This window comes from Streptomyces sp. NPDC006450, assembly GCF_040612195.1.
GTDB lineage: Bacteria > Actinomycetota > Actinomycetes > Streptomycetales > Streptomycetaceae > Streptomyces.
On sequence record NZ_JBEXPT010000227.1, the window covers coordinates 1 to 4,181 of the forward strand.

Genomic DNA, 4,181 nt, shown 5'->3' on the forward strand with positions numbered 1-4,181 from the left:
CCGCGTCCTGCGGGCCGCCTGCGCCGGTACGTCGCTCCGCGGCTGCCGACGGTCCGGCGCCTGCTCGCGACACCGCTGCACCACGCCCTGGTCGACCCCGACGGCCGTCCCCCCGGCATGCGGCTCCGCGGCGGATTCTGATGCCCGGGGTCCGCCGCGCTCAGGTGTTGAGCAGGCGGTTGAAGAAGGAACGGTAGTGCTGCAACGCCTGCCGCAGGTCCTCCGTCTCCACTTCCTCGCCCCGGCCCCACTGGGCCTCCAATCCCTGCTTGTGCGCGGCGAAGCTGCCGGCCAGGGTCTGCATGACCTCGGCCACCAGGGCGTCCGCGGACCTGACCGCGCCCTGGGGATCGTCCACGAAGCGGCCCTGGATGTCGGTCCACGACTCGCGGAACTCCTCCGTGTCGGAGGCGCCCAGGAGCCGCTCGGAGTCACCCTCGGCAGCCTCTGCGGGCGCGCCCGCGCCGACGGGGGCGGCGGTCGCGGCGGAGGTGGCGGAGGTGGCCGTACGGTCCTCCTCCGGGGGCAGGGTTTCCTCGTCGCGTACCTCGCGAACGTCGCGGTCCTCGCGGCTCTCGTAGCCCTCGCGGGACGCGTAGCCCGTGCCGGCTTCCGGGTCCTCCCGGACTTCCCGGTCCTCCCGGACTTCCGGGTCCTCGCGGACCTCGGGGTTCTCGCGGACTTCACGGTCCCCGGTGGCCTCTCCCGGGTACATCGGGGCTCGTTCCTCGTTCTCCGTCTGGGGACGTGCCTCCGTCTGGGGATGTGCGAGGTCTTCCGTGGTCAGGCCGCCTTCGGCGGGCCGGTCCTCACTGTTCGAACGCGTCTCCATGTCACCGGTTCCTCTCGTCCGTGAGCAGCTCCGTGAAGAGGGCGCGGTAGTGCACCATCGCTCCCCGGAGTTCCTCGGTGGTCGCCCGCCCGTCGGTGCTTCGTACCTTCACGTCGTGCGCGGAGCGGTAGTGGTCCAAGGTGCCCGCGTGTTCGACGGACAGGTCGCGCAGCTGTCCGCCGTACCCGTCGGTGGGGTAGCCGCGCTCCCTCATCAAGCGGGACACCAGCTCGTCCGCCTCGGCCACGGAGCCGTCCGGCCGGTCCACGAAGTGTTCCTGGACCGTGGTCCACTCATCGGCGTACTGGCGGCGCCGCTCGGCGGGGAGCTCCTTGATCTCCAGCTGGTCGTGCCGCTGCTCCCGGGCACGCAGCTCGCGCTCAGCGGCCAGTGCGCCGCCCTTCTCCTCGACGGTCCGCTCGTACTCCGGCCCGAAGCGGTCGCGCAGGTGGCGTCGGCGCGCCAGCATGGCGAAGGTCAGGGCCAGGGCCACGAGCACGACAGCGGCCGCAACGATGATCACTATGAGTGTGGTGGTAGACATGTGCCGCCTCCATCGAGCCGTTCCACAAGGTCGTCGCCCCCTGCGGCTACCCGCTGGGAGAAGGGGAAACCCCTGCCCCGCATGTGCCGGAGGCATCGACGCCGCCGCCTGCCGTTCGCCGGGCGGACGGTTCAGCCGACCGCCACCGGGCAGGCGCCGGGTATGACGTTGGAGCATCCGGCCGAAAAGGACAGATCGGGGCTCGGCCCCTTCGAGAAACTGGCAGAACTCGCGTCCAATTTCACGAGTTCGGCGCTCTTCTCCTTCCTGTGCGTCCTCCTGGTGGGGGGCTTCATCACCGTCCACCTCTTGCACCTGCCGATGGAATGGCAGCACCTCGCCGGTGACGCCATGGCCGCGGTGTCCCTGCTGCTGCTCGCCCTGCTCAAGAACTCCGAACGCCGGGCCGAGCACGCGATCCTGCGCAAGTTGGACGCCATCGCCAACGCGCTGCTGGAGGAGCAGTCGGGTGCGTCGCACAAGGCCCGCCAGGACCTGGAGGAGGCCGTCGGGATCGAGGAGAAGGAGTAGGGCGGGGGGTGATGTACTCGCGCAACTGCCGGAGCCAGCCGTGCTGTTCACAGGGGTGACGCGCACGGCCGCTCAGCCGGAGCCTGCCTCCGACCCGTCCGGGGCGAGGTGGTACACGGCGAAGGCCCGGTCGATGACGGGCATGGCGACGTTGCGGACCCTGATCCCGCCCGCGGTCATCCCGTGTTCGGTGCCGAGGTGGGCGTGGCCGTGGACGGCCAGGTCGGCGCCCTGTTCGTCCATCGCCTCGGCGAGGAGGTAGCTGCCGAGGAAGGGGTAGATCTCCCGCGGCTCCCCCGCCAGGGTGTCGGGGACGGGCGCGAAGTGCGTCAGCGCGATGCGCAGCGCGCAATCGGCCGCGCGGAGCTCGGCGAGCGCCCGCCCGAGGCCCTCCGCGCAGCTGCGGGTGTAGCGGATGAACGCCTTCATCTCCGGTTCGCCGAACTCGCTGCCGCTGCCCCCGGCGAAGCCTCCGCAGAAGCCCTTGGTCCCCGCGACGCCCACGGTCGTACCGGCGAGGCGGAGGGTGACCCCCTCGCCCTCCAGGACGTGGACGCCCGCCGCCCTCAGTTCCCGGGTGACGGCCTCCTGCTGGTCGCTCTGGTAGTCGTGGTTCCCGAGGACCGCGACGACGGGCACAGGCAGCCCGGCGACCTCCGCGGCAACGACGCGGGCCTCCGCCGCGGTGCCGTGCCGGGTGAGGTCCCCGGCCAGCAGCAGTACGTCCGCGCAGGCGCCGAGGGTGTCGAAGGCGGGCCGGAGCAGCCCGGCGCTGTCCGGGCCGAGGTGGATGTCCCCGACGGCCGCCACGCGGATCACGGCAGGTCCTCGGAATGGTCGGGCGGCCGGGGACGGCTCACGGTGAGGTCCTCGTACCAGTCGAGGCCCGCCAGCTCCTCCCCCACGATGCGCAGGACTGCCGCCCGGCACTGTTCGTCGGGCACACGGCCCCGGACCACGGCGCGGGCGCCGTGCGTTTCCACGTGCACGCCCAGTTCGGCGGTCTCCTCGCGCGCCAGCCGGTCGAGCAGGTGCTCGATGCGGTATTCGGTGATCCCGGTGTCGGTCACGTCGCCTCCTCGCTCTCGTCGGGCCCCGCGGGGCGGCGGTCGATGACCTGGAGTCGTGCGAGCAGGTAGAGGAAGGCGTCCGAGAGCGGGGTGGCGCGGTGGTCGCGGTCCAGGCGGTCCCAGTCGATCTGTTCGCGCAGCATGCGGGCCATGGGCAGCAGATCGCCGAAATCGCAGTAGTGCTCGCAGAGCGCCACGAGCCGGCTTTCCATGAGGTCGGTGGGCGAGAGGACCGGCATCCACACCGAGTCCACCGACTTCACACAGGCCCGCCCGAGCAGCTCCGTACTGACCGGACGCCGTGCGAGCTCGAAGATGAGGTCGATCTCCTCCCCACCCGAGCGGCCCTTGACCAGCCAGTCCTCCGGGGCCCGGCGCATGTCGATGCCGCCGTCCTCCAAGGCCTCGATCGCCGCGTCGGCGTCCTCGGGCCGGACGCAGAAGTCCGTGTCGTGCTGGAACCGGGCCGGCAGGCCATGGGCGAAGGCGGCCACGCTGCCCGCGAGGGCGAAGGGTCTCCCCGTCCGCTTGAGCAGCGCCGCCACGTGCTTGGTGGTTTCCAGGATCGCCTGGGTGTGGTCCTCGGGCAGCGGAGCTTCGGACGGAGCCGGCGGGCTCAGCCCTCCGGGCGGGTCGGGAAGACCCGTCGAATTCGCCGGGGTGGTCTGGAGAACCATGGCGCCTCACTCGAACGGGGACGACGCGGCACTGCACCTGAGCATCTAACCGTCGTGGACCGTCGCAAACGCGCTGCTGGGCCCCAAACTGCGCGGACGCGGTCTCCGAGGGGGGCTGCTCGGGGCCCGGCCCGGCGGCGGCGCACTCCCCTGTTCGGCGCGGGTGCGGTGTGGCGGTGCGGACGGTGTGGAACACATCCCGCCGATCCCTTCCCGCCGAGCCGATCCCGTCCCGCCAAGCCGATCCCGTCCCGTCGAGCCGATCCTCCCTGTCGAGCCGATCCTCCCTGTCGAAAGGCCGCCCCATGCACTTCACCCTCCGCAAGGACCTCGGACTGCTTTCCCTGCGCCTCGCGGCAGGCGGCGTCCTGATGGCGCACGGCACGCAGAAGCTCTTCGGCTGGTTCGGCGGCGGCGGCATCGAGGGGACGGCGCAGGCGATGGAGCACATGGGTTTCACTCCGGGCAGGCGGAGCGCCATCGCCGCCGGGCTCGGCGATACTGGTGGCGGGGCCCTGCTCGCGCTG

7 protein-coding genes are annotated in these 4,181 nt (G+C 71.8%); 2 read left to right on the forward strand and 5 right to left on the reverse strand.

The window, feature by feature from the left end; all coding sequences use genetic code 11:
* Positions 1-160 precede the first annotated feature (160 nt).
* A complete protein-coding gene (locus ABZY57_RS32130) occupies positions 161-832 on the reverse strand; it encodes a hypothetical protein (RefSeq protein WP_356517976.1) in 672 nt (223 codons plus the stop codon).
* A 1-nt stretch (position 833) separates the two neighbouring features.
* Positions 834-1,376, reverse strand: a complete 543-nt coding sequence (locus ABZY57_RS32135) for a hypothetical protein (protein WP_356517978.1) — start codon at positions 1,374-1,376, stop codon at positions 834-836.
* A gap of 162 nt (positions 1,377-1,538) precedes the next feature.
* On the opposite strand from ABZY57_RS32135, the gene ABZY57_RS32140 reads away from it, so the two are divergent.
* Positions 1,539-1,907, forward strand: coding sequence for a hypothetical protein (locus ABZY57_RS32140; protein WP_356517980.1), 369 nt, complete (start codon positions 1,539-1,541; stop codon positions 1,905-1,907).
* A 72-nt stretch (positions 1,908-1,979) separates the two neighbouring features.
* Here ABZY57_RS32140 and ABZY57_RS32145 read toward each other — a convergent pair whose 3' ends face one another.
* Genes ABZY57_RS32145 through ABZY57_RS32155 form a run of 3 tightly spaced genes read right to left on the reverse strand, consistent with a single transcriptional unit; the run spans position 1,980 to position 3,654 of the window.
* Complete coding sequence (locus ABZY57_RS32145) at positions 1,980-2,726, reverse strand: metallophosphoesterase (protein WP_356517982.1); 747 nt, start codon at positions 2,724-2,726, stop codon at positions 1,980-1,982.
* The gene (locus tag ABZY57_RS32150) at positions 2,723-2,977 is read right to left on the reverse strand and encodes a hypothetical protein (RefSeq protein WP_356517984.1); all 255 of its coding nucleotides are present in this window, start codon (positions 2,975-2,977) and stop codon (positions 2,723-2,725) included. The genes ABZY57_RS32145 and ABZY57_RS32150 overlap by 4 nt, the downstream gene beginning before the upstream one ends.
* Positions 2,974-3,654 carry a nucleotidyltransferase family protein gene (locus tag ABZY57_RS32155; RefSeq protein ID WP_356517986.1) on the reverse strand — a complete coding sequence of 227 codons (681 nt, stop codon included), beginning with the start codon at positions 3,652-3,654 and terminating at the stop codon, positions 2,974-2,976. The genes ABZY57_RS32150 and ABZY57_RS32155 overlap by 4 nt, the downstream gene beginning before the upstream one ends.
* A 305-nt stretch (positions 3,655-3,959) precedes the next feature.
* Here ABZY57_RS32155 and ABZY57_RS32160 point away from each other — a divergent pair.
* On the forward strand, positions 3,960-4,181 hold a 222-nt coding region (locus tag ABZY57_RS32160), incomplete at its 3' end, for a DoxX family protein (RefSeq protein WP_356517988.1).